This window comes from Streptomyces polygonati (genome assembly GCF_042650325.1).
GTDB classification, from domain to species: Bacteria; Actinomycetota; Actinomycetes; order Streptomycetales; family Streptomycetaceae; genus Actinacidiphila; species Actinacidiphila polygonati.
Genome location: NZ_JBHSBB010000015.1, coordinates 21,291 through 46,320 on the forward strand (window position 1 = coordinate 21,291; position 25,030 = coordinate 46,320).

Genomic DNA, 25,030 nt, shown 5'->3' on the forward strand with positions numbered 1-25,030 from the left:
GTATGAAATTTTATTTCCCGGACAGCCAAGACCAGGTGAGTCCTACTTATAATTTCATGCGCGATGAATACACAGATTTCCGGGTCCGTCAGCGCGACGATATCTACGCCCACCAAGCCGTCACCCCAGCACCATACGACGGAATACTGGTCAGCAAGGCTATTGTCGACGGTTCAGTGAAAGGTTCCGGAAAATATAAGGAGTCTCAGCGCGAAAGACTCTATCGGCTCGGCGTCCGAGAATTCTTCAGGTTGCCTAAGGAAATGCACAGCCTGGGAGACTGCGGGGCTTTCAACTACGTGAATGAGGAGTATCCCCCTTACACCACGGAAGAAGTCCTCGACTTTTACGAGGGCTGCGGATTCGATGCCGGCGTGAGCATAGACCATGTGATCTTCGGATACCGGCCGAACGCTTCCGAAGCCACCGTTGATGAGGCGTGGGCTCGGCGCCGCAAGATCTCACTGGGGCTCGCCGAGGAATTCATTGCGGGTGTCAAGACACGGGGTATGGAGATGACACCTCTCGGCGCAGCTCAGGGATGGAGTCCCGATAGCTACGCAGACAGTGTGAAACAACTCCAGGAAATGGGCTACGAGAAGATCGCCCTGGGCGGCATGGTTCCCCTGAAATCGCACGAGATCGTGAGTTGCCTGGAGCGTATCAGCGAAGTGCGCACCGCAGGAACCGAACTCCACCTGCTGGGCATCACACGCATCGACAGAATGGAGGAGTTCTTCAAGCACGGAGTCAGGAGCTTTGACAGCACCTCAGCATTCCGACAGGCGTTCATGGACGAGCGCAACAATTATCACTCGCCAAACGGCGCCTATACGGCAATCAGAATTCCCCAGGTCGACGGAAACCCGATACTCAAGAGGCTGATCCTTGCTGGAAAGGTCTCTCAATCGGATGCCATCAAGGCCGAAAGGGAGTGTCTACGTAAGCTCCGGCAATACGATAAAGGAGAGGCGGACCTGGAGCCCACCTTGGCTGCAGTAAGCGCCTATCAAACCATTGTCGACGATTCGAAGATCGAGAAGTACCTCCCCCGATACAGGCGCACACTCGAGGACAGGCCCTGGCAATTCTGCCCGTGCAAGCTATGCCGGGACGACCGCATCGAAATCGCTATCTTCCGTGGAACCGAGCGAAACAAACGGCGAGGCTTTCACAACATGACGGTTCTCGAAGCAAAAATGCGGATGCTCGCTCTCGCATAGCTTTACAGCCCTCCACCACAGACGACTATTAACCAATCAGGAGACGACGTGGCCGACCGATACACCTTGAGGCTTCCAGCGCTTCAGGTCAGCCAAGGTGCCAGGAGCATCTTTTGCTTCGCTGTGGACGGGAAAAGGCTGCACGAATTCACCGCCGTCTCACGGATCCACAGGAACGACGACGAGGAACTGCAAGGGTACCAACGCCCCGAGGCACTCAGTCATATCCGTGCGATCCGCCGCTACCTCGAGTCGGACAGTGCGATTCTCCCAAACGCCATCGTCCTGGCCTTCGATACGAGCGTCAGATTTGAGCCCACCGCGCAGACCAGATCTCGGGGCAGCAGTGCCGCGGAGCAGTACTCCGTCCCCGGTGAACTCGTAATCGAGGTCGACGAATCCCTGCCCGAAGACCAGAAGCCAGCGTGGCTGGTCGACGGGCAGCAGCGAAGCGCTGCCATCCGGGACGCAGATCTGGCGTCATTCCCTATTGCCGCTGTGGGGTTCATCGCAGACGGCCAGGCGGAGCAGAGGTCCCAGTTCATCCTGGTCAACTCCACCAAGCCGCTGCCCAAGGGCCTCGTCAATGAGCTCCTTCCCGACACGAGCGGCCATCTGCCGCCCGCTTACGCTCGGCGCCAACTCCCCGCCCGTCTGATGACGCGTTTGAACACCGACGGCAACGGCGCGTTCTACGGTAGAGTCAGCAGCCCGACAGCCCCGCTTGGCTACATCAAAGACAACAGCCTGCTGAAGGTTCTCGAGCACAGCCTCTACGAAGGCGCCTTGTACCAGTACCGCAATTCTGATGGCTCTGGCGATGTGGAGAGGATGCTCGCCCACTTCCAGGCGTACTGGTGCCTGGTCTGGAAGACCTTCCGGGACGCGTGGCGCCTGCCCCCCAAGGAGTCGAGACTCACCCATGGTGTGGGTCTGCAGGCGATGGGATTCGTCATGGACCGGCTCACGGCGGAAACCCCTGTTGAGGAGGTCGACTGGGACCGGGTGCGTGAAGTTCTAGAGAGTCTCCACGACCATGTGGCATGGACCTCTGGGACGTGGAAGTTCACTGACGGTGAGCGCCCCTGGAACAGTCTGCAGAACACCCCGACTGACCTGCGTCTGCTCAGCAACTTCCTGAAGCCGCTCACTCAGGGATAAAGGGTCTAGTTGATCACGACTGGTGGCCGTCCGCGTAGTTGGGGGCGGCCACCGATGCACGGTTCTACAGTGTGTCCGCAGCCTGGCGCAGGCCGTGCATCGTTGCGCGCAGCATCGATGCCGACCCGCTTCCGTCAGCGTAGGCAAGTTGTGCTCCGGCCTTCGCGTGCTCGGTGATGAAGCCGGTCGCTGCGTGCTTCGCACAGCGGGTAGCCAGGACGACGACGTCGGCGTGGCGGGCCTTATTCCGCAGTTGGGGCGTGGCGACGTGGTCGTACGCTGTGGTGACCTTCACTGCCGGAGCGAGCTTCTTGACCTCTTCCTGGCATCTCACGAGCACGGCCTCATCCAGTGAGTACAGCAACACCGTCAGTTGAGGGATCTCGGCATCGGTGGAGAAGGATGCTTCCTCCCTTGTGTCGGTGGAGGTGGCCCAGTCGAAGCCGATACCGAGTTCTTGCGAAAGCCGGCGGGCGAAGGCAATGTCGGCGTCGCCAAGGCGCAACCTGTGGACCCACAGGGGATGCAGCAGCACGCTGACGAGGCGGCTGCGTGCCGCCGTGTCGGGGCATGCGGCCAGGAAGAGGCGATCCACGAAGTCCAGGACTGCCGAGGCACGTTCGGGACCGACCCAGCGGCTGCACTCCGCACCGACATCCTCAAGGATCTCAGCGTAGGTGCCAGCAGCGGGCGCTGCTCGAAGCGCGATCTCCATCAGGGCTTGCACGACGGCCAGATCGCCAGGGCTGTAGCGGTCGAATGCCACGGCATTTCGGATGAAAGCGTGCGCGCACTCGGCGGCTGGCTGGTCGTAGCCGACCGCGTCGAGGAAAGAGCCAACCCCGCGCCACAGCTCGCCGGCGGCCGCATTGCCTACACCGTCGAGGAATTGAGCGAGGGCCTGGTCGCTTTCTGCCGGTGAGGGCCACAGCGACCAGGTCCTGTCTTCCAGGGCTTGCTTCGCTGCGGGGGACCCCTGAGCGAGCGCAGAAAATAGCGCTGGCCATGAGCCGATCTCCGTCGCCGGTACGCATACGTTGCCGGGCTCCTGCTCTTCAGCCGAGGAGGAAGACTCTGCGGTGAGTCTTCTGGCCTCGTTCAGGACCACGGCTGGGATCTGAGGCATCTGTCCCAGTTCCTCAGCCGCCGTGATCACGCGCTGGGCCGTGGCGGGGTCGTCGCGGATCACCGCCGCCAGGAGGAGCACAGTCATCGCCTGGGGACCGTATGTCCGGGGATCGCCGTGCATCAGGCCTGGGACCGCCCGGCCATGTTCGATCAGCCGTTCCTTGGCAGCCGACAGGTCGCGCACCGCCAGGGGGTCTTCCAACGCCACGGTGTAGACGGCGTTGAGGATGGCTTCCTTGACGGGGGACGGGGGGTCCTGGCGTACAACGTCGTGGATCCCGGGAAATTCCAGGACAGAGCGGCTCTGCCCGAGCCGGTCCAGCCGCTTGAGGGCCAGATGGGCGAGGTTTGTCGCGGTAATCCCGCCGACAGCAATCAACTGGTCCAGGATGTCGCGGGAGGCAGCCTCACCGCCAGCTGCGAGAGCAGCATCGAACTCAGCCAGGAGACGGCCGACAGGTTTGACGACCCGCCACAGTCGGGGCGGCCTCGCCGCCAATGTGGTCTGCATCAGCCCCAGCGCGTCGGAAAGCTGCTGCCGGTAGTTCTGGTGCCTACCCGTCCTGAGGCGAAAGGTGACGCGTTCCCCCGCGAAACCGAGGATGGCGCTCTCCACGGGATCGTCCGGGTCCAGCCGGTCCGGGCGAAGCCCTCGCCACTCATCACACTTGACATAGGTAGGCCCTGCGAAGGATTCGATCAGCTCAGCGGTCTTGGCGGCGTCCGCCGCGTCGCGGGTGATCACGTAGACGGCGTACTCGCCGTTTTCCTCATTCCAGCGCGGGAGCACGACGGGGGCATCGACGCCAGCTTGCAGATTCTTGACAAATCGTTCGCTGCGGTCCTTGTGGCGAAAGGCGGGGTTCCTATTGGGCCAGGCGTCATTACCGGGTCCGAAGAATGCGTCGAGAAACGCCTCGACCCGTTCTGCCGTCCGCTCTCCCAGTTGCGTCATGCGCCGCCCTCCCATCGCGCGGAGAGGTCCAGACGCGCCTGCGCGGCTGCCACACCTCCCACTTTGTATGTAACGGATTCGTCGTTCTTAGCCATCCCACGGATGGTGAAGTTCATCGAACCGTCGATAATCCACTCGCCCGCACAGAGTGTTTTCTCATGGATGTTGAGGTCCTCGTCGATATGGATCTCAATATCTGATGAAGTCCTGTGGAGCCGCCGAAGGAAATCGTCATTATGAGGGACTGCCCGTGTGACGACATGCACCCGGGTACCGTTAGCGGCAATACGGTTCAGGGTCTCCGAAAGCCTGTAGCTCTGCGGTGGAGTGCCACCGAAGAGCGAGTCGTAGGCACCGTCACTGTTGTCCAGCACCTGCACGTCGGTGATCCACGGGGACACCAGCCACAAATGGTTGTCGGGAGCGATGAGGGCCGCGAGCATGGCAGCGGCGAGTACGGAGTCGACCTTGACTCCTGTGTGCTCGCCAGTGCGGATCTTGCGTTCCATGGCTTTCACTGGGAGGCCTCCCGCAACTCGACGCGTACCCGAATTTGATTTTCCTGGCGAAGGATTCCGCGGACCTCTCCATAAATGCCGAGGACATCACGATCAACACGGATAACCGGGACATAAGATAGGGCCTGCGCCATTGCCGCCTCATTCCCGCCGGGACAGACAAGTTCGACGGCCGAGTTCACCGTCAACTCAGCCTGGTACCTCTGTACCCAGGTGGGATCGGTGACGTCGATGCGTGGCAGTCGGTCGTCGTGGGCGGCCTGCACTAGTAGCCGTTCCAGCACGGGTGATGCCGCGTAGGGCTGGTAGTGCTGCAAATCCTGGATGCGTGCCTGGCGGCCCCGCGGCCACAGCATGCTGGAGACTTGGTCAGCGTTCAGCGCACGACCACCGGGCAGGCTGAGGCGGCCGGAGCCCACGGCGTAGGCCACAACACGGGCGTCGACTTCTACGCCCAAGCGGCGCTCGAGGTCGGTCCAGGCATTCACCAGGGCCAAGGCGTCCATGTCTGTTGCGGGTCCGGACCCCGGCCTCAGCAGGCGTGTGGACAGTGCCGCCACTGCCGCGTGCCGGGGCGGTCCGTCCAATCGGGTCCATTCCTGGCGTAGTTGCTCGAGTGCCGCAAGGGTATCTGCGGCCGATGCGCCGCTGCGCAGTGCCTCCATTGCCTGTGCAGCAGTTCCTGTGGGTTGTGCGGTGACATGGCGCAGGAGTCTGGTGAGGGTGGCGTCGACGTACTCGTACTCGCTGGGGGCCAGGCTGCTGGTGACCAATTCCCAGAAGCGCCGGGGGTCCTCGGAGTAGTAGCGGACCAGATATTCCACAAGGCCGAGGCCTCCGACGGAGGTCTCGCTGAGCCACACTTCGGATAGCGCCTCGGGGTGATCGCCGGGGAGGGTGTCGACGATCAGGTCACCGTCCTGCGCGTGCGTGCACGCTCGCTGGGTCGCGGACAGGATCGCGGCAGCCACGGTGTCGCGGTAGGCACGTTGTGCCAGGGCCGCGGTGGCGGAAGTGATATCGGGAGCGACCAGCAACTCAGAGGCGCGATCAACAGCCGCAATGACGGTGTCATCGTGGGCGAGTGCGCTGAGACCGGCAACGAGTCGGTCGTTGTCCACGGCCTGCTCCGACACGTCGGCATCACGGTAGAGGACCTGGAAGACCTGTGCGAGGTCCTGGCTCCAGCCGCCGTTCATGAGGGTTGCTCGTACCTCAGTTGCAGTGCCCTCGGTCTCGAAGCCGACCAGTGCGAAGGCAGTGAGGTAAATCTGGGCCAACCGGTCCCGCTGGAAGGTATTGGAGATCCCGGCTAGGTCCGGGTCCTCGGCGACCGTCTGGGTGAAGGCCAGGGCACGCCACTGCGGCGAGGCGAGAAACCGTCCCACCTCCGGATCGCGGAAATTGAGCGGCTTGAGTTGGAATCGGGCAGCGTCCACGCCGAGGCGAAAACCAAGGGCGGCCGGCTCTCCCCTCAACTCGTACTGCACGCGCCGGTTCTCGCTGCCGCCATGCTCGTAACGGACCTCGCACTTGGCGCCCGTGGTCAAGCGCCGGACCTCAATCGGGTTCCCCGCGGCATGTGTCGCGAAGCCGACTGAATCGATCCGTTGCTGCCAGGCCGACGGCTTAGGTACAGGGCCGTCCCCCAGAGGGACATCATCGGGGATCACGATCTGGGTACCCCATACCGGCGTCGCCTGGGACTGGTCCGCGATGTCGCGGGGAGGCTCCAGGAGGGAGATCCTCTGGGGCCGGACCACTGCGTATGTTGTGGTGCTCTGGCCGTGTGGCTGCCAGGATCCCTGAGGCTGCCCATCTGCAACCATGTCCCTCAGGTCGATCGTGTTGCTTCCCTCTGGGGGCAGGGGCAGCCAGGTCCGGTGTTCGTCGCGCGCGTGGCCGAACCGCCGGCTCACGCGCCCAGGTACCGCTTCAGCGAGCGCGCGCCCGATCGGCATCGATTCGACTCCCCCATGCTCGAAGGGCAGTGCCAGACTGACTTCCGGAAGGTTCAACGGCTCGAACAGGGCACGGGTGATGTATTCGGGCAGCATGGCGCCCTCGGACGCACCGGGGTCGGTTCTTACTGGCTTCCAGTTGCTACGCAGGCGACGCAGTGCGGTGGGCGCCACTGCCAACAGGATTGAGCGCGGCTGTTCCCACATCACCGCCTGGGCCTCATCCGGGCTGATCTGTAGGGCCCTGACCAGATGCTTGGCTAGGTGGTCCTGGGCGCGTTGATCACTGAGCAGTTCCGCCAGGATGGCCGCGAGCGCTTCGTGTTCGGTTACGTAGTTGGCCGACACGGAACCTCCCTTGGGGGCTGTCAGCAGTTTTCGCGGATCCCCTCGGTAGATGCCCTTGGTACGCATCATGCGCCCCGCCCAGTCCAGGAGCGCCTGCGCCCCCTGGATCTTCAAGACGTAGCGGTTGTGCAAGGGAAGATTGGTGACGCTGACCTCGGGTGCGAACAGGGTCTCGTATCCCTGGTAGGCCAGGCGATCGCGACCGTAGTCGGACAAGGTGACAACCGTCAGCGGGCGGGTCCCGCGCTCGCGACCTGCTCGGCCGCGGCGTTGGATGAACGAGGCCGCATTGCGGGGGGCCTTGTGCTGCAGAACGAGGCCGACGCGGGGGTCGTTGAAGCCGACTTCCAGGGATGCGGTGGCGACCGTGAGGTTGGCTGCGTGATCGACGCCTACATCCTGTGATGAGGTACGCCCGATGCGGAGCGGATGGATGCGCAGGGTTGGGTCGAGTTCATGTCCGATCTCCTCAACGATGTCCCAGGACTGAGCTTCCTCGTAGCGGGCTTGTGGTTCGGGCAGTTCACGGGAGCGAAGACCGGCGAGCACTCCGGGGCTGCGCCTGTTGGTCCGCTGTCCACGGTGGTTCTGGCCCCCTTCTGCATCGCGAAGGTTCTTGTAGAAGCGATTGGTTACGTCAAGGTCGTCGGTGAACAGGAAGCCGGTGGACCCGTAGAGGAATGAGTCGCCTTCAGGGTCGAGCGTACGGCCGAAAAGCATCGCAGCCTGGATGGATGTGGACAGCAGGCTGGTTCCGGACACGGGGTCACCGCGCAGTGCGATGGCGTATTCGCGCCCCTCAGACGTCATGGACTGAGCGTCGTCCAGGGGGGCGACGGATTCAACGTCGCTCTGGCGCAGGCCGACGAGTTGGGCGAAGAAGCGATCGGCGTCCCGCAGGGTGGCGCTGAGGCCAACGAAGGTCACCGGCTTTTTCGCCGCTTCGCGCCACCGGCGCAGCAGGAGGGCTACCTGGGCGCCGTGCACCCCTGTGTAGGTGTGGACCTCGTCCAGCAGGACCAGGGAGGGGACTGCACCCCCTCTCCAGCCCAGCAGGTGCTCGAGGTAGCCGTCCGAGCTGCACTGGTTGAGCATCTCAGTGGTGGTGAACAGCAGGTCCGGTGGATTCCTTTTCAGTGAGTCCCGGGTCAGGGCCAGACGCCCGTCCTGCACCTGGTAGCGGCACCGGTTGCAGCTCAGCCTTTCCTTGCCGGCGTTGCGGTCCTGGTCGTACCACAGCAGGTCTCCGTTCGCGCACTCAGGGTTGGGGCATGGGAGGAACGGGCAGACGACGCTGTCGCCGATACGAGTCCAGGCACGAGGCGCCGCGGACTTGGTGAGCCGGTCGTCGCTTGCGTTCCATGGCGTGTCGCCGTACAGGGCGCCGATGCGGATCGGCCGCTTGCCCCCTTCACGCAGTACGTCTTCGACCCGGGACGCGACCTGGACGGCCTCTCTCAACTGGTCGCGCAGCAGTTCCTTGCGTGGATAGAGGGCCAGGGTGTGGACTCGCCCGGGCGCTCCGCTGCGGATCCCGGCGGCTATGGCGGCGAAGGCGGGGAGGTAGAACGCGAGCGTCTTGCCGCTGCCCGTGCCGGCCCCGACGATCACACCTCGGGAAGCGCGCCTCGCAAGGGAGGTGTAGATGGCCTGCGTCGCCTCCATCTGGAAGCGGGCCAGTTTGAAACCTTGCAGTTGTGCTGTTGCGACCCGCTCCTGCAGTTCGCCCCAGTGGGGCAGTGCCCGCAACTCCTTCAGTGCGTCGGCAACGTCGATGTTGCGGGTGGGGTAGCGGCGGTGGCGGACGTGGAGTCGGTAATCCGCCACCAGTCTGGGGGACTGTCGCCACCATCCGGGGGGAGGCGCGTCTCCCGACCAATCCTGTCCCCGGCGGGGGGGGAAGAGTTGACGTAGGCCAACCGCCAGCCGAAGGGTCTCCGCCAACCTCGTGCGGTAGCGATGCGATGAGTCCGCCGCAGAGGGAACCCTGAAGATGAGGGCCAGGCTCCGGAGTTCGCTGAGGATTTCCTGCGCGGATGTGCCGACCGGGGTGCCTGGCAGATCTTCACCGCGCACCTCCTCGATGGTGTCGAGGACGTCGTCTTGCGAGAGTGCCCCTTCCGTCATGCCCCAGGCGAGCAGTGGAAGCTCGAGGTCCTCCAGCCGATTGAGGAGCTCGTTGGCGAACTTACTCTCGAGCATGCGCCGGGTCACAAGCCCTTCCTTTTCAGTGTGATGTGCTTGTCCATGCTGTACTCGCGCAGCAGCGCGATTTCGCTGTCGCTCACGTCAGCCAGCGCTAGGCCTGGTTGCTGTCGCAGCCTGCGCAGCAGGCTCGCCAGGGCTTCGGGCGGATCCGCCTCCTCGGCGAGCAGTTCAGCCAATCCGGCGTGGGTGGTGGCGAAGGCGGTCATGACGTCCTTGGCGACCTTGCCTTTCGCGAGGCGTTCGAGCTCGGCCAAACGGCCAGTGGCTCCCTGCTCGAGATCCGGCGCCAGCATGGCGATGCGTGGGACGGGCAGGTCGTCGAGGAGTTCTCGCGTCCACGCGGACCAAGCGACTTGATTTGCCTCACGGATGCGTTCGGCCACGGCCTGGATCTTCTTCCTGGCCGAGTTGCAGAGCTGATTGGTGGGAAGGCCGCTGTGGCCAAGGCCCCGCTCGAAAACGGCTCTTCCGTCGTCGAGACCGGAAAGGTCGATCCCGGTTCCGGCCCCTTGTTTCTGCAGAGCGCGCGCGACCCCCACGTGGATCTTGAGGGTGTTGAGGTCTCCACGCAGTTCGAGCAGGCGCGACGACACGCGTGTGGCATGTCTCGCGGCTTCCTCACCATCGGCGATCCGCGTCGCGTGGTCTTCGAGTTGCTTGGCTTTCTCGTACACGGACGGCCGGGTCATTGGCCCCCAGTCCCTTCGCCCAAGGAGCGCCAGTCAGCGGCCAGTTCCTGCATCCCGGCTGCCGCATTTGTGGCCGCCGACGAGCTCGCGCGCAACTGGGCGCCCTTCAAAGCCTCGTCCAGCCAGTCGTCAGCCGCAGTGAGGAGGTCGCAGATGACGGTGAGCGAGGACCCCCGGTCCTTCACTGCGGCGCGGATGTGATCAGCAGCCCGCGACGCCGGGGGCCGACCCGCGCCGAGAGCTCGTTCAAGGTCATCTTCCAGGGCCGTGACCGCCGCCCAGTCGGCGTCGTCGACACGGTCGAGTAGCCTGCGGAGGGTTCGATCGCGCTCTGTGGTGAGGGAGAGGTTGCCCTCGCGTGCCGTGGTGAGGGCGCTCCGGATGGCTGCGTGGGTGTGCTTTCCAGGGGTTCCTCGCGGCTGCCTCTTCCGGATCTCCTCAAGGAGTTCTTCAAGCATCCTGAGTTGTCCGTCAATCACCGTGGACCAGGTGGCGAAGCGCTTCACCGCCGGTCTGACCCACGCGGGCAGCGCGGTGCCGGGGGGCAGTTGCCACGACCAGTCGCTGGCAGCCTTCTCCACGAGAGGCAGGGCCCTTGCAGCATCGAGCATCCGCACAGCACCCGTCCCCTGTGCGATGCCGATTCCAGTTCTGATCCGCTCGACGAGGGTGGTGCGCTGGCTGAGGTGCTCCGAGAGCATGCCGGACCACCGCTCGGACATTGCCGCGCTGCTGGACGGCAGCCACCCGGTTCCGTCATCGATTATGGCTGCAAGTAGTTGCTCATCCTTCATCCCGGGCCAGGCGCGGCCAGCCAGGGCCGCTCCGATGAGTGAGGCCCGCATCCCAAGGACTAGGTCCTGGTCAGTGATCTCCAGGTGCTTCTGGATCCGCGTTGCGAAATCCTCGGAGTGGCGCTCAGCAATGGTGGCCAGTCGGCGGACGTCCTCGCCTCGGACTTCGTTCAGGTTGCTCTCTGCCCGGATGAGGCTTCGGAAGAAGCGGCTGTTCGTCGCGCTGCGCTTGAAGCGGATGGGGGCCGTGTCGGCGCCGGTGATTCCCTCGACGCCCGCGCCCTCGATGCTGACGACGGTGGCGTTGTTGGGCCATCCGTTGTCCTTGGGGCTCGTCTGCTGGCGCATGAGTGGGGTGTTCCACCGGTAGCGCTGTGCCACCGCAGTGGCGACGGCTTTGCGGACGATTCGGGCCGGATCCTGCTGGAGGTCGTCTCCGCGGGTCACCCAATTCTCGGCGTTCGCCAGGTGGGTGGCCACCGACGGTGCGATCTTCTGCTTGCTTGCAGTGTTCGTGGGCACCTCTGCAGGCTCGGGCGCCATCGGCACCTGAACCCCTTTAAGCAAGGGAGGTAGCGCGAACGCCTCCAGGAGTACTGGGTCGATTTCCAGCCCTCGTGCGGCTGCGTCCGCCCAAACCTCAAGAACGATCTTACGGCGGTCGGCGTCAACTAGATCGCTTTGTTCAATGGCTTCAAGCGCCTGGGTCCCCAAGGGCTCGTCGATGGCCGATGCCGGGAACTGGGCCTTGAACGAGGGGTCCGGGAACTCTCCGCGTCGGAGCGCTCCGGCGTGCTCGATCAGTACAGGGCGGACGACGCTGCCTAGAACCGTTCGTGGGATGAAGGCCCACGGCTCGTTTTTGGGTGCGGTTGCGTGGACCGTGCGGAGGAGAGCTGACCTGTTGAAAGGGTAGAGGCCGAAGCCCTGGCCGGATGCGCCGAAGGAGTCGTGGCAGCGCGACTGGAGGGGGCACCTGTCGCAGGCGTTGGGGATACCGCTGTCACCGCTTCGCTCCAGTTCCTGGCGTCCGATGCGTGCCGCGTTCAGGTAGCGGCCTACGAAGCCAGCCATCTGCTCGGCCCCGGCGTCGTCGGGGCCGAAAGGGACATCGAGGTCGTAGGCGTAGCCGATGGTCGCCCGGATGCGGGTGAGGACGGTCTCGGGGAAGGAGTCCCGGAAGTACCCCGTGGTGACTGCCATCAATGTACGGATGGGAGCCAGGATGGTGGTCCCCTCCCGGTGGGCCGCTTCGACCAGAGCATCCAGGAGATCTCGTTGGACGCCTTGGATCAGGGCGAACTCCTCGATGAGGAGGATGATCTCTTTGCCCTGCTTGTGGTACTCCTCGCGGACAAGCGTCATGGCCTCGAGCAGGCGCCCCATGCCCAGGTTGAAACTGCGGTTGACGGCCGAGTCCAGGTGCTGGTTGAGCAGACCGATCGCGACTTCCTGGAGGTCCGCCTTCGAGGTCAGATGCTGCACCCACTTCTTTGCGATATCGGATGCCTTGCCGACATCGGTGATGTCCAGGGGGAGGTCGTCGACGGTGAATTTGAGAGGGCGCTCGCCCTCTCCCGCCGTACGGTCCCGCAAGAGGTGGCTGGCCAGTTGGGGGATGAACTTGTCGGAGCCCAGCATGTAGGCGCTGACATGCGGGTCGTCCAGGAGGGCCGCGAGGCCTCTGGTGCCGAACAGTTGCCTGGCGGGACCCGAGATCCCCGTGCCGGTCTCGGCAGCCAAGGTCTCGCTCAGAGCGTGGACGAGGCGACGTGCGAGGGATGCCTCGTCGACATCGGCAGTGAACCTGTCGACCTCAGAACTGAGTTGGTTCAGACGGTCGCTGTCAGCTCGCGCGATGAGGCTCTTGATGACTGCCTTGAGGCTTGTCTTTGATTTCTCCAGGTAGATGACCTCGCGGCTGGCGGATCGGTCATCGACAAGAGCGAGGTGTTCGCGGACCCAGCGGACCAGATGCGACTTTCCCGAACCGGACTCCCCGACGATCGGCAGGAGGAGGGCACCGGTATTGGACTCGTGGCCAAGGAAGTCGTGAAGCACGGCATGTTCATCGACCGGCGTGTCGTCAAGGACGAGTTGGCGCTCGTCCAACAGCCGTGCCCGTTTGATCCGCAACGGCGCGTGAGTCGCCTTGAATACCGCGGCGGACAGGGAGATGGCCTCCGTCCCCACGGTGTCGGCCACGGTGGCCGGATCCCAGCAGAGGGTGCCACGGAAGTCAGGCACGAGCAGGCTCCAGGATGGTGATATCGCTTGCGTACCGCGGGCTTGATGGCTGCTCCGGATCAGTGACCTGCAGCACCCTCGCGGCATCCGAGTCTAGTTCCAGGCGCAGCCACTGCTCGTCGTGGCCACGAAGCAGTGCGTAGGACAGTGCGGCTCCGGCGACTCTCTCTCCGGGGTCGTTGATCATCAGAGATCGCGAGTACTCGCCTCCGGGAAGCACCGGCAGGTGCTGGCGCAGGGTTCGGACGGCCTCCACCGCGTTGACCTGTTGGCCGGGTCTCCACAATTCCTGCATCACTTGTCGGATCGCAATGGTGCAGTCGGGGGTCAGCGGGCTGGCGCCGCGGGTCTGGAGCAGGGGACGCGCCGCAAGTCCGAGCGCCTGAGACCAGTCCCCGAACGGCTGCCACCGCTCCTGGTTGACGATGGCCGGCCCGGCCTCGGGCTTGAGCGCGTTTTGTCGGAGATTCTGGGCCTGGTCCCAGTCGATGGCTGGGCCCATGGGGTCAAGGCTCAGAAACCAGGAAAGGGCCCGGGTCAGGTCGCGGGCACCGGTCTGCTCGTCCGTGTCCGCCAGTCCGTTGTTGTGCTTGCGGGCCAGCGCGGTGGTTCGCAGCACCGCAGCAAAGGCGTTCGAATCGATGCCGTCCAGCCCAGCAGCGGCGCCTGCCAGCATCAGTGCGCCGTCATCGGTGATATTGAGCAACTCCAGTTCCTGGAGGGTCTTGATGGCCTTGTCGAACATGTCCGAGAGGCTCTGGCTCTCCCCTGCGAGCGTCGGGGGGCTGAGGAGCGCTCGCGCCCGCTCCAGCGGCACCGCACTGCCGGAGTAGGCCAGGAAACGGACAACAGCCCACATGGGAGCAGGACGTGATCCCACGTTAATGAGAGCCACTACAACGCCTCCAACGCGGCACGAATTGAGAGTTCCTCAAGGTGAAGGGTAGTCAGGGGAAGGTCGGGGCGGTGCGGGTCTCGCGTATTGCTCGGATGGATCAGGTAGGTGATATCCGGCGAATCAAGCCGTGACAAGAGTGCGTCGTCGAACGGCGTGTGCTCGTCGTCAAGGACCCAGATGATGGGGTCAGCGTAGAAGCGGAGCAGGTCCAGGTCGTAGTCCCAGACAATGCGGTGCGGTGCGACCTCCTTCTGGAGGGCATCGACCAGTTGCGCACTGACGCCTGGGCCCCCGAGCACCGGCATGCCGCGTCGAGCTAGGAGTTCCAGGAGACGGGGGAGCCTTCCGAGTCGCTCACTGTCTGCGGTCCACCACAGGCCAAGGTAGGAGGAGGTGCCCCGGTGGCGTGCCAGGGGGTCCATCGCTTTGGTCGACCGCGAGGGTACCGCCGGGTGCGCGTCTCCTGCCAGGCGGTATAAATCAGCGTCGGTTGGGAGGATTGTTGACCTGCAAGCGGGACAGCCGCGGCAGTTGACGCCGGTCCGCAGCGATGCATTCCCTTGCCGGAGGCGGTAGTAGTTACTGATGACCTCGGCGATGCACTGCTCCCCATTCAGTGCGGTACGGAGGTCGGCCAGTGCAGTCTTTTGCGCACGGATCAGCTTGCGGCGCACACCTTCGAACCGGAGCCGGAAATGCGCTTCGTCGTAGGCCTGAGCATCGGCGAAGGAGACATCTGCATGGGTGGTGATGAGCTCGTAGAAGCGGTCGAGCCGCTCCTCGAAGAGGCTGTACGGCTCGTCCTCTCGCTGGCTAGGAGGCTGCGGCAGGTGCTGGGTGATAAGGCCGGCCCTGATCATGAGGTTCTGAACCCGGATGTTCCATGAGCGATTGGTCTCTGAAGTGTCCGAGACGTTGTCCGGAACGGAGTCCAGGTCGACGAGGGAGTGACCGGGGCGTGCGTAGGTCTTGTCGCGCAGGACCCACATCCCCTGCCATCGATCCCATGCCTTGTCCTGGCCGATGACGGCTTGCTGGTTGATGCGGTCTGCTACCTGCTGGTCTTGTGGAGTGGACGCCAGGTAGGCGAGAGAGGGACGTCCGTCACGGCCGCCTCGGCCGACTTCCTGGTAGTAGCGGTCCACGCTGTCTGGCAGGCAGGCGTGTACAACGGTTCGGACATCAGGTAGGTCAACGCCGAGGCCGAAGGCAGAGGTGCCGACGACGATGTCGTACCGGGTCGGGACTGAGCCGAGGGCTGATCGGCCGCCCCATCCTTCTACGGCCTGGCGCCGGCTGTCGGGGGTCGAGTCGCCGGCGACGTGGGTAACCCGCCCATAGCCGGCCCTGCGGAGTCGGGCAGCCCATGCCTTGGCGTCTTTGGGCTGTGTCACGTACAGCGCCATAGGCCGTGGCAGGCGATCGACTGCCAGGAGGATTGCGGCTTCGCGTTCGGCCTCATCCACGAAACTTTCAATGTAGTAGCTCGGTTCGTGGCGGAGTTGGGCGCCCCAGACGATCCGGGCGGCGCGGGGGCTGGCGAAGAGCGTCTCCAGCGTGGCCACCTGCTGTTCGGTAAGGGTCGCGCTCATGCAGATCGTGGCGGGCTCACGGCCCGGTGGTGACTTGGTCAGCCAGGTGCGGCGGTGGCTGGCCAGCGTCTGGAACTCGGTGCGAAAGCCGTTGCCCCACTGTTCGACGATGTGGGCCTCGTCAATGACGAAGTACTGCAGAAGGCCAGCTTGGGCGGCGTCGTTCAGCGGCGCCTTCAGGCTCGACACCAGTGCCTCCGGCGAGGTGAAGATCAGGCGTTGGCTGCCCGCCCGGATATCTTCCCTCATCCGGTGCTTGAGGCTCTCCTCCAGGCCCCCGATGTAGGCGTAGCAACCGGTGGGGCTCTGTCTTCCGTGCCCGCGGAGCAGTTCTTGTGTGCGGCGCTCCATGTCCAGGGCCAGCACCGTGGTCGGGACTACCACCACGGTCACACCCTTGCGCTTGCTTACCAGGAGCGCTGGTGCCTGCACGAGTGCTGTTTTGCCGTGACCGGTCGGCAGGCACACGATGGTCGTGCTGCCCGGTTCTGCCAGTGCTACCGCACGTGCCGCTTGTCGCTGCCCGATCGACTTGTAGTGCGAGTAGCCCTCGCCCAGAGCCTGGGTCCAAAACGGGTCGGCCTGGCAGGGCTCCAGGCGGAGTTGGTCCGCGAGGCTCTCTCCGCGATGGATCTGCCGCATGTCGTGTTCGGCGGCCAGGGCGGCGTCCCCGGTCCGGGCTTCGGGATGCCAGGGCAGGGCCGTCAGGTGCAGGCCCTGCGCGGCGGGTAGTGCCTGGCAGTGCAGTTCCTCCCACTGGGCCCGGGTGGGCAGAAGTCTGCCCAGGGGGGCAGTCAGGCCGGCGGTGTTCCCACCAGCCTGGGCTTCCAGAAGAATCTGGCGGGTAAGAGCCGCCAGATCACGCCATCCGGAGCCGCTCCCGGCCAGGTCCGCGAGCGCGTCCCGGAGCCGTCGCAGTGCTCCGCCCGCAGTCGGCATCGGCGGCACCTGGGGCCAAGCGTCTAGGAGTTCCTGAGCTCCGCTCCACGTGTCACGCATCGCCCCTCCTCTTTCCGGGCCGACTGCGTACCACGCACGTGGCAGCGGCGAGTCGTACGGTTGGCCGTGCCAGCCCTTCGACGAGGCGGTCTGCCAGGTCGACGTCGAGCACGTAGCTCTCGGTGTCCCCCAGCAGCCGGCCGGCAGCACGACGCGCTTGCGCCTGGGCTCTCTGCACGGACAGCCGTCGAGCGGCCTGTTCCTGGGCCCTTGCGCAGTGCGTGCTCAGGTCGGTGACCCGGTGGAGTTCATCACGTGCTGTCTGCACGGCGGCCTGCGCAGAGCCCCTGTAGCTCGGCCAGCCGCCGAATATTCGTACAAGGTGACGAATTTGCTGGGGGTTGTAGTTCTGGTCCCGGCGGTTGTCGTAGGGCATGTCCAGCCATGCGCAAGCGGCCGAACTCGTCAGGGCTTTGGGAGCGCCAGCCGGTACCCAGACCTTGAGTGAGAATGGTGGCAGAAGCTGGTCGGCCTGGCGACGCAACGCCAGGGCTGCGGTGTCATCAAGCGATGCTGCCGCCACAGCAGGCGTGATATCGGCCTCAACAAGGAAGTCAAAGCCGAAGTAGGGGGCCGGATCGCCTTGGTACCCCGTATCGATCCGTTGGAAGGCGGTCGCTTGTCCGCGGTCGTCGATGGCAGCTAGGGAGGCGAGCATGTCCACGAACGGGTTGCCGATTCGGAACAGGCGGGCTCCTGGAAAGCGAAGCGCAGTGGATCGGTTGAAGACCCCCTGGACGGGGCTCGTGCCTATGGATGCACTCTGCGACAGGTAGAGCCGCGGTGCGACATGGGGCCTTGAAGCGGCAAGGTCGAAGACGTCCAGGGCACATCCATCGACGGTGCGGCGGGCGTGGTGCAGGCTGATGCCTCCGGCTCCGTGCCCCGTATAGGCCAGAATCGCGGTGCGCGTGCTTGGCCAGTCGCCTTCGAGCTCACGAAGGGCGGCGCTGACATCCAACTCGTCCTCGGCGCCTTCGTAAATGCTGTCCAGCATGTCCATCTTCTCGATCTGCTTGCGGGCATCGAGCAGGTCGGACCGCACCTCATCGATTGCGGCGGCAAGGCCGACCGGCCCTTCGCGAAGGGCGCTGGACCACACCGTGGCCAGGTTTTCGGCGATGGCGTCCTGCAGCGTCGAAACCGACGTCGAAAAGACCCCGTACCCGTCACACAACAGCGAAAGCCATTGTGTGCTGAGCGCCTCGTGCTCCTCTCCGAGTCCCAAGACGTACTGTCGGGCAGGTGAGGACTGCCTGACGGACTCGGTCCCGCGGTAGCGGTCCACTCGCCCGATCCGCTGCTCGAGTTGATTCGGTGACCAGGGCATGCGCAAATGGATGGCAGCATCGGCAACCTGGAGGTTGAGGCCGTCCTCTGCTGTGTCGTCGACCACGAGGATGGAGGCTCGGCCGTTGGAGGAGCGCCACGCCACTACCGCCTGCTCGGATGCCTCGACGCCAGCCTGGCGGGTGTGTTCGGCGACGGATTCTGTCGGGAACTGCGTATGCAATCGCTGCACCAACTGGTGCGCGAGGACTCCTGGGCCACAGAAGATCACGATCCGGCCGCCCAGCTTGAAGACCGGGAGCAAGGTGTGGACCACACCCTTGAGCTGCAGGTCACTGTCCGTGGCCGCAAGCTGGCTCTCGACGTCGGCGAGGACCTCTTGTTCTGCCTCAACGACATGCGCAGTAGTAAGGGCAGCGCGCTCCAGGGCGCTCAGGCCAGCCCTCTCGGCCGCATCGGCGTCACTTCGGAGCCGCCAGCGCAGGGCATCTACAAAATCCATAGCCGCCGCTCCGGTCCGCGAGGCCAGCACGCCAAGGGTGAGTCCGTAGTTTGCCGCCTGCTGCTCGAAGCCGGAGTCGAGCAGGTAGCTCCACACACAGGTACGCCAATCCTGCAAGGCCTCTTGCGTAGAGTCGGCGTGGGACGGGCCTACGAGAACGTCGGGACGCGCACGACCGCGCACCGCATACGGCTCACTGGGGGAATCCTCAGCCTCGACCAGTACTTGGGCGCGCCGATGCCGAATGACCCGGCGGTGGAGACGGTAGGTCTCACTGATATGACCGCGCAACTCCTCCACGCGCACAGCCAGCTCGGCAGGCTCGACTTCCTCCCGCAGCTCGTCGTCCTGCGTGAGGCACGCGACGACTCGCGCGGCGAGGTCTTCGAAGCGCGGATCCTCTGGAAGGAGTCGGCGGATGTCATCTAGCGTTGATCCCAGCAGAAAGGTGAACGTGGCATCCAAGGAGTAGGCACAGTCGGCCAGTTCGGAGCGCAGTTCGTATCGGCGCTCGAAAGCCTCCCTATCGTGCCAGCTGTACAGGTCAGGGTCGAGCAAGTGCAGGAGGCCGAGGTAGGTCGTGTGCTGCGAAGTAACTGGCGTAGCGGAAAGCAGCAGGAGTCTTGGTGCGGAGTGCGCCAGTGCGGCCAGTTCGCGGTAGGGCGTGGCCGCCTCGTCACCGCCCTTGACTAGTGCATGAGCCTCATCCACAACAGCAAGATCGCTGCCGTGGTATGCCTTCCACTTCTCCGGGGTGTCATGCGAGGTGATCACGACACGGGCCGCAGGGAAGTCGTCAATGAAGAACCTATCCCTCAGTTCCCTGTCCCACTGCCGTCGCAACGGTCCGGGAGCAAGGACGGTGACCCGTGCATGAGGGTTGTCCAAGAGCGTCTGACGGATGACATACCCAGCCTCGATGCTCTTCCCGAGACCGACCTCGTCGGCAAGAAGGTACCGCTGCACGGGGTCGGACAGTACCGTCATGGCCGCCCTGATCTGGTGCGGGTAGATCTCGACAGCGGATGACAGGAGCGCGGCGGTGCTGGCGCTGGCCGCTCGCTGCGCCACCAACTCGCGCAAGAGAGGCTGCCGTGCGTCGCGGAAATATCCCGACTCGTTGCCCCCAGTGGCCAGTACCTGCAGTGGGTCCCGCACCGGGCGGTCCCAACGCACCCGCAGCTCACGCTCTTGGATCCGGCAAACCCACTTCTCATTGGGAAAATGAACGAAGTATTCCGGAAACCGGTCAGCTTGCACGCGTCCCGTCAACCAGTCCCCGGTACTGGCGTCAAACCAATAGACCCGCGTTTCCGCCTCCAGCCGCGCCCGACGGCAACTCTTCGCCGACACCACGCGAGAATCGACAACCTGCTCAACGATGGACTCGAAGTAGTCGATGCGAAGCGAACTCCCCTCGACGGCTCCCACGCGTCCGACTCCAGGGGCCCCCGTGAACTGTACGAGGTTCCCCACCTGGAACTCTGAGGCCATTCGTCTTACCGCCTCCACCTGCCTGTTCGCCAACATCTAGCAGCCTAGACGCCCCCACTGACAACGGAGCCAGGAAGTCGAAACTGTAAATCGCACAAATATACGAACCTCTCGATGAGGATCGGCGCCGACGGTGAACCAGATGGTAGGGCGGAGCAGGGCCTGGGCGCCTGCCGATCGGAGTGTCCTCGAGAACAGGTGGCGCGGCGAGGACGCAGGCATCCTTCCAGGCAGGGTGGACAGTGAAGTAGCCGAGGATGGTGCCGCGTTCAGGCAAGGACAGCCAGTTGTACTGTCGCGCCAGATCGCGGTATGGGGCGCTGCAAAGCGCCCTGGGGACCGGCGCGGACTACTCCTCCTTCAGGAACGACACCGCCTCTGCCCAGGACGACTTGGCCCAGACGCAGACCGACGCGGCGCAGGCGAAGAAGGAGCTGCGCGGAAGCGCAGAGGCATGTGGGGATGCCGACACGGCACAGGGAGACGCAGACTCCGTACAGGGGACGTGGACACCCCGAACGGCACCATCACTGACATCCCTCAGCGCTGGGCGGACTGAAAGACGCCTACTCGGCCTGCCAGTCCTCCCAGGCGAAGACCGCCGACTACGTCCCCCTGGTCGCCTCCGAGACGACGTGTCTGCCCTGGCGAAAAATGCCTCGCCCGCTGTCTCCCAGATGACGGCGAAGGGGAACGGCTACCTCGCCAGGGGCGAACGGTCTGGCGGATCAGGCCAACCAGATAACGTCGTCAACCTCCTCTGCTGTCTGCTGACGTAGCACCGGGGCCCCGAGATACGGTGCCGCGCGTGACCACCTTGCAGCCCCAGCTGCCGTCTGAAGACCCGACGTTGATCCGCCTGACCTACCGCAACGAACACAGCCTGGCCCCAGCCGACCCCATCGACGCCCTGGAAACCTGGTTCGTAAACGCCGACATCAGCGGCGAGGAACGGGCCGAAGCCATGGACATCCTCCGCCCCACCGCAGGCGAGCAAGCCCAGAACGACGTGGAGGTGGACCTGTCGGTTGCCGAGATGGTCTTCATCCGCGTGCCGATGTTCAGCGCCAGGAGTCCGTGGCTGCTGATGGATGAGCACAGCGCCCGGCTCGCCTCCCTCGCCGAGCATGTCTTGGGCCGCGATGACTCCAACAGCCTTTGGTCCCCGGACCTCGAAGCCATGGCAGAGGACGCGACCGGAGATCTGCTCGTGGTCTCCGAAGCCGTCTTCGATTCAGCCTGGCGCGGCTTCGGGCTCGGGCCGGCCGTCATCGGCTCGGCGATCCGACGTCTGTCCGGCGGCTGCGCGGTCGTCGCTGTTGAGCCCTGGCCGGTCGAGGGCAGCGTCCCGACCGAGGCCGACCACCGGGCGGGGTTCGCCCGGCTGGCGGAGATGTTCGGCCGGCTCGGCTTCGAGTACCTGCACGACGACGTGCTCATCCTGGACCTGTCCGCGCAAAAGGCCGAGGACTGCCTGCGGACGGAACTGGAGAGGACAGAGAGTCGCGGCGAGCGGTACCGCGAGCACCAGCGTTCCTCAATCCCTGACGCCGATCCCTCGCGGGCCCTCTACTGAGATTTGATGCGTGATGTCGCTGGGTCGGCGCCCTGAACTGCGAAGACGAGGGTTCGCCGCGCGGCATCATGCGAAGATCAGCAGTAACGGGCTCTCCCGCATTGGTCGTGAGGGGTGTTGGCCTTGCTCCTGAGGCAACGGCCCGCTTCGCGGAGCTGCGCTAGTAGTAGCCCTTCGTGCCGTCGAGTAGCTCCCGGACGATGTCCGCGTGCCCCGCGTGCCGCCCCGTCTCCTCGACGAGGTGGATCAGCATCCAGGGAGGTTGGCGCTGCCGTCGCGGAAATCGGGGTGGCGGCCGGCGTCGTCCAGGTCAGCCGCAGCAACGATCTCGTTGCTGCGGGCGCTCTGGGCCTCGTACTCCGCGAGGAGCTCTGCGAGGGGGCGGTCGTCGGTGTGCCAGTCGGCGTTCTTGCTTGACTCGTCGAATGCGGGGTTCTGCTTCTTGTCGCCGCCGAGGAACAGCACTTCCAGCCATATGTGCTCGGTCCAGCGCATGTGGGAGATGAGACCGGCCATCGTCATGGCCGGTGATGTCGGGATGACCGGGCGGCGCGCGTCCTCGTCGCTCAGCCCTTCGCATTTCCAGCGCAGGATCTGCCGCTGCAGGTCCAGCCAGCCGATGAGCGCGGTGCGTTCGTCCGCTTGGCGCGGGGGGCGTTCCAGTTCCGATGACATGTCGGCGCACGCTACCAGGGCGGTCGAGAGGGACACCTGGGCTACGGGCTCTTCCGCGATTTACGATTTTTGGTCACGGTGGGGGACATCAGGGTGTTACTGGTGATCTTCGCGTGATGCCGCGGGGCGGGCCCTCGTCTTCGCAGTTCAAGGCGTCGACCCAGCGACATCACGCATCAAATCTCAGTAACCCCATACGGCTGTCAGAGCGTCGGCCGGCAGCACGGGGGTGGGCCAGACCGGATCCGAGCGCCAGGCCCTCCACGGCGCGTCAGCGGGAAAGGGCCCAGCCGCCTCCTCGATCATGGCCAGCGCCTGCGCCCGCGCCGCCTCGACCGCCCGGTGGTCGGCATCGCTCACCACGCCCAGCCGGCGGCCCTGGGCGTACTCGTCGGTGTCCTTCCACTGCCACCGTGACAGGTCCGGGGCGACCACCAGGTCGAGCAGCAGATCGAAGGTGTCGAAGCCGATCGGCGTACGGTTCAGCGGGCGCTGGAAGTTGACGTACCACCGGTCGAGCCGATGTCCGTCGGCGGGGTCATAGAAGGCGTTGACGCTGAAGTGCGCCGCCGGCGGATTCCACAGCAGCAGCACAGTGCTCCGCCAGGCGTAGGGGCCGAGTTGCCATTCACCGCCGGCGAGGTCGGACAGGGCACGTTTGCGCAGTGTCTCGTCACCGGTGAGCCGTGAGGCGATCCACGTGGTGGGGGCCGTCGCCTCGGCGCCCGGCCGGCAGGCAGCGACCAGGGCCTCATCGGTGTCCTGCACCACCCGCAGCGCCTGCGCGCTCCAGACCCGGTCGCGAAACACGTCCCGCCGCACGACCGTCGTCCCTGATGCGAACCCCATCACAACCCACCCCCTCCTGCGCCGGCCTCCAACAGGAATCCCATCCTGACGGACCGGGCGCTCTGTAGCACGGCATCCCCGGTTCGCCTAACCGTGGATTCTCCGCACCATGGGATGCACACCGCCTCCCATGCCCGCCCCGGATGAAGGAAGACGCCACCTGCCAGTCCCACAACCCGCACTTCCCTCCCCTGAAGTCCTCCGGACGGCAGGGCATCCGCAACCCCTGGCAGCTGTAAGTCGCTGTTGCCGTTCCGGCCTTGGGGAGTGGGCTTCGAACCGGGGTTCCCGTTTGGGTGGTGGCGGCATGGTCGGTGCATAAGAGTGGGGCCTTCTGAACAGTTCGATGGTGTCGAATCAACGAACAACGTCAGGAGGCCCCGGTGTTGGAGTGTTCCGTGTCGATGGGCGGGCAGTCCAGTTCGTTCACTCCGGGGTGTGACTGCCTGGCACACCGGTTCGGGAACGCCGCCGACAACGGCGCACGCCGGCCTCGGTATCCGTCGGACATGACGGACGCGGAGTGGAAAGTGGTCCGGCCGTTGCTGCCGGTGCCGGGCTGGATGCGGGGTCGCGGCGGACAGCCGGAGGCGTATTGCCACCGGGCCATATTGGATGCGGTGCGGTATCTGGTCGACAACGGGATCAAGTGGCGCGCGATGCCAGCCGATTTCCCGCCGTGGGACCGTGTCTACGCGTTCTTCCGCCGCTGGCGCGACCGCGGCCTGATCGGGGAATTCCATGGCCGGCTGCGCGACCGGGTCCGCACTCGTGCCGGGCGGGACATCGAGCCGACGGCCGCCGTGATCGACTCACAGTCGGTCACGGCCGACGCGGTCGTCGGCTCCGACAGCCGCGGCTTCGACGGCGGGAAGCTGATCAATGGCCGGAAACGGCACATCGTCGTCGACAGTCTCGGCCTGCTGCTGGGCGTGATGGTCACCGCTGCGGACGTCGGAGACCGCACCGCCGCGAAGGTCCTGCTCCAGCGGGTGACCGAGGCGCATCACCGTCTGGTCCTGGTCTGGGCCGACGGCGGATACACCGGCAGCCTCGTCAAGCACTGCCTGGCCGCACTCGCGCTGGTCCTGCAGATCGTCAAACGCAGCGACGACCAGAAGGGCTTCGTGGTCCTGCCCAAGCGGTGGATCGTTGAGCGCACCAACGCCTGGCTAATGCGCACCCGTCGGCTGGCACGCGACTACGAACGCCGCACCAACAGCGCCGAGGCGATCGTCTACTGGTCGATGACCCTGCTCATGACGCGCCGACTGGCACGGCAACACCCTTCGCCAGCGTGAACTGGCCCGGTGAGGGCTCGGTCAGCCATCCCCGCGCGACCAGGCGTTTCGCCTTCGCTCGCAGAGCCTCCACCCGCGCCGGCACCACATCCATCCCGAACACCGCGGCCATCTCCTGGCAGGTCAAGGGCCCTTGATGAAGCCGGGACCGGTCGGCGAGTGCCTGCACGATCCGCTGGTAGTCCACCGACAGGACCGACCGGGCAAGCCCTTCGCGCCACACAGGCACCTGTGGCCTCGATTGCACCGCATCCCGCGAGCTTTGGGAGGCTTCCGCCTGGTCATCGCCGCCGGAAGCCAGCACCGCGTCGACTCGCCTGCGGGCGACCGACCACTCCTGCCATTCCTGCTCGGCCTCGGCCAGCTCGGCGTGGATCCGATCGGCCTCCTCCCGCAGCCCGTCGACCCGACGACGAGCAGCAACCTCGTGCTGTTCCAGCAGTCCGACAACCGACGGCATCCCGGCCTCCCCAGCGAGCGACAATCCGACAGGCCAGCCCTCCCACCGAACTACCCAACCCATGCCTGACCAGTGAAAACGCCGCCCTCAAATTCGGAACGACAACAGCGACTAAGCTTGGCGTTTAACCTCGCACGTCACCCGACGTGCTGATCTGCGGTT

The 25,030-nt window shown here is 65.0% G+C and carries 14 protein-coding genes and 1 pseudogene; 4 read left to right on the plus strand and 11 right to left on the minus strand.

What is annotated here, in order from left to right; all coding sequences use genetic code 11:
- Positions 1-2 precede the first annotated feature (2 nt).
- Together dpdA and dbpB are read left to right on the plus strand one after the other, a co-directional pair.
- The gene (gene dpdA, locus ACFO3J_RS24560; RefSeq protein ID WP_386433197.1) at positions 3-1,223 is read left to right on the plus strand and encodes a tRNA-guanine transglycosylase DpdA; all 1,221 of its coding nucleotides are present in this window, start codon (positions 3-5) and stop codon (positions 1,221-1,223) included.
- A 48-nt stretch (positions 1,224-1,271) separates the two neighbouring features.
- Positions 1,272-2,384, plus strand: coding sequence for a DGQHR domain-containing protein DpdB (dbpB, locus tag ACFO3J_RS24565; RefSeq protein WP_386433155.1), 1,113 nt, complete (start codon positions 1,272-1,274; stop codon positions 2,382-2,384).
- A gap of 64 nt (positions 2,385-2,448) precedes the next feature.
- Here dbpB and dpdD read toward each other — a convergent pair whose 3' ends face one another.
- From dpdD to dpdE, 8 genes are read right to left on the minus strand one after another with little or no spacing between them, the layout of a single operon-like run.
- Positions 2,449-4,467 carry a protein DpdD gene (gene dpdD, locus ACFO3J_RS24570; protein WP_386433158.1) on the minus strand — a complete coding sequence of 673 codons (2,019 nt, stop codon included), beginning with the start codon at positions 4,465-4,467 and terminating at the stop codon, positions 2,449-2,451.
- Positions 4,464-4,976, minus strand: a complete 513-nt coding sequence (gene dpdK / locus ACFO3J_RS24575) for a phospholipase D-like domain-containing protein DpdK (RefSeq protein ID WP_386433161.1) — start codon at positions 4,974-4,976, stop codon at positions 4,464-4,466. Before dpdK ends, dpdD begins: the two co-directional genes overlap by 4 nt.
- 5 nt (positions 4,977-4,981) lie before the next feature.
- Positions 4,982-9,508, minus strand: coding sequence for a protein DpdJ (gene dpdJ, locus ACFO3J_RS24580; protein WP_386433164.1), 4,527 nt, complete (start codon positions 9,506-9,508; stop codon positions 4,982-4,984).
- Positions 9,505-10,176, minus strand: a complete 672-nt coding sequence (locus ACFO3J_RS24585; protein ID WP_386433167.1) for a hypothetical protein — start codon at positions 10,174-10,176, stop codon at positions 9,505-9,507. Before ACFO3J_RS24585 ends, dpdJ begins: the two co-directional genes overlap by 4 nt.
- Positions 10,177-10,187: 11 nt before the next feature.
- Positions 10,188-13,232, minus strand: a complete 3,045-nt coding sequence (dpdH, locus tag ACFO3J_RS24590; RefSeq protein WP_386433170.1) for a protein DpdH — start codon at positions 13,230-13,232, stop codon at positions 10,188-10,190.
- Positions 13,225-14,127 carry a protein DpdG gene (dpdG, locus tag ACFO3J_RS24595; RefSeq protein ID WP_386433173.1) on the minus strand — a complete coding sequence of 301 codons (903 nt, stop codon included), beginning with the start codon at positions 14,125-14,127 and terminating at the stop codon, positions 13,225-13,227. Before dpdG ends, dpdH begins: the two co-directional genes overlap by 8 nt.
- Positions 14,127-16,721 carry a protein DpdF gene (gene dpdF, locus ACFO3J_RS24600; protein WP_386433176.1) on the minus strand — a complete coding sequence of 865 codons (2,595 nt, stop codon included), beginning with the start codon at positions 16,719-16,721 and terminating at the stop codon, positions 14,127-14,129. Before dpdF ends, dpdG begins: the two co-directional genes overlap by 1 nt.
- Positions 16,714-20,043 (minus strand): protein DpdE, encoded by a 3,330-nt coding sequence (gene dpdE, locus ACFO3J_RS24605; RefSeq protein WP_386433179.1) that lies wholly within the window; start codon positions 20,041-20,043, stop codon positions 16,714-16,716. The genes dpdF and dpdE overlap by 8 nt, the downstream gene beginning before the upstream one ends.
- Before the next feature lie 772 nt (positions 20,044-20,815).
- On the opposite strand from dpdE, the gene ACFO3J_RS24610 reads away from it, so the two are divergent.
- Positions 20,816-21,583 carry a hypothetical protein gene (locus ACFO3J_RS24610; RefSeq protein WP_386433182.1) on the plus strand — a complete coding sequence of 256 codons (768 nt, stop codon included), beginning with the start codon at positions 20,816-20,818 and terminating at the stop codon, positions 21,581-21,583.
- 160 nt (positions 21,584-21,743) lie between these two features.
- Here the strand turns inward: ACFO3J_RS24610 and ACFO3J_RS24615 are convergent.
- Positions 21,744-22,258 (minus strand): annotated as a pseudogene (locus ACFO3J_RS24615) (DinB family protein).
- A 183-nt stretch (positions 22,259-22,441) separates the two neighbouring features.
- Positions 22,442-23,107, minus strand: coding sequence for a DUF402 domain-containing protein (locus ACFO3J_RS24620; RefSeq protein WP_386433185.1), 666 nt, complete (start codon positions 23,105-23,107; stop codon positions 22,442-22,444).
- Positions 23,108-23,616: 509 nt separating this feature from the next.
- Here ACFO3J_RS24620 and ACFO3J_RS24625 point away from each other — a divergent pair.
- Positions 23,617-24,408 (plus strand): IS5 family transposase, encoded by a 792-nt coding sequence (locus ACFO3J_RS24625; protein ID WP_386433188.1) that lies wholly within the window; start codon positions 23,617-23,619, stop codon positions 24,406-24,408.
- Here the strand turns inward: ACFO3J_RS24625 and ACFO3J_RS24630 are convergent.
- Positions 24,365-24,868, minus strand: coding sequence for a hypothetical protein (locus ACFO3J_RS24630; protein WP_386433191.1), 504 nt, complete (start codon positions 24,866-24,868; stop codon positions 24,365-24,367). The two genes, ACFO3J_RS24625 and ACFO3J_RS24630, sit on opposite strands and share 44 nt — an antisense overlap.
- Positions 24,869-25,030 lie beyond the last annotated feature (162 nt).

Coding starts and splice junctions, on each gene's coding strand:
- dpdF (WP_386433176.1), bottom strand. CDS start 16,721: ATGCGTGACACGTGGAGCGGAGCTCAGGAACTCCTAGACGCTTGGCCC.
- dpdK (WP_386433161.1), bottom strand. CDS start 4,976: ATGGAACGCAAGATCCGCACTGGCGAGCACACAGGAGTCAAGGTCGAC.
- dpdA (WP_386433197.1), top strand. CDS start 3: ATGAAATTTTATTTCCCGGACAGCCAAGACCAGGTGAGTCCTACTTAT.
- dpdD (WP_386433158.1), bottom strand. CDS start 4,467: ATGACGCAACTGGGAGAGCGGACGGCAGAACGGGTCGAGGCGTTTCTC.
- ACFO3J_RS24620 (WP_386433185.1), bottom strand. CDS start 23,107: ATGGGGTTCGCATCAGGGACGACGGTCGTGCGGCGGGACGTGTTTCGC.
- ACFO3J_RS24625 (WP_386433188.1), top strand. CDS start 23,617: ATGACGGACGCGGAGTGGAAAGTGGTCCGGCCGTTGCTGCCGGTGCCG.
- ACFO3J_RS24630 (WP_386433191.1), bottom strand. CDS start 24,868: ATGCCGTCGGTTGTCGGACTGCTGGAACAGCACGAGGTTGCTGCTCGT.
- dpdE (WP_386433179.1), bottom strand. CDS start 20,043: ATGTTGGCGAACAGGCAGGTGGAGGCGGTAAGACGAATGGCCTCAGAG.